The organism is Cupriavidus sp. 8B, assembly GCF_054589115.1.
This window is the reverse complement of sequence record NZ_BAAILO010000043.1, coordinates 1-409: the sequence shown is the minus strand read 5'-3', so window position 1 is coordinate 409 and position 409 is coordinate 1. Positions and strand designations below refer to the sequence as shown.

Genomic DNA, 409 nt, shown 5'->3' with positions numbered 1-409 from the left:
GGCGGTTTCAAGTCCCAAGTGCAACACCCCGTCAGTGAATTGAAGTTGGGGGATGAGAAACTTGTTTGAGCATACGAGCGAACACCTCGAGTGGGGAGTGAAACGCGTGCGTAGCACGAGGTCGATTGTTCAAGCTGTCGGCAATTGCGTCGAGTTCTTCTTGTGTGTGCACGGACAAGTCGGTGCCCTTGGGCAGGTACTGGCGCAGCAGCCCATTGGTGTTCTCACAAGTGCCACGCTGCCAGGGGCTGTGCGGGTCGCAGAAGTACACCTTGACGCCAGTGTTGGCGCTGAGCTCACTGTGGCGCGTCATCTCCTTTCCCTGGTCGTACGTCAGGCTCTGGCGCAGCGGCTCGGCAATCGAATTGAGCTTGGCAGAAAAGCCGGCCAGCGCCGAGGCCGCAGTAGC

General features: G+C 59.2%; 1 protein-coding gene. It reads right to left on the bottom strand.

Features of this window, described 5'->3' with window-relative positions:
• Positions 1-31: 31 nt before the first annotated feature.
• Positions 32-409: IS30 family transposase (locus tag ACYP5B_RS04695; protein WP_459568738.1), on the bottom strand; the 378-nt coding region annotated here is incomplete at its 5' end.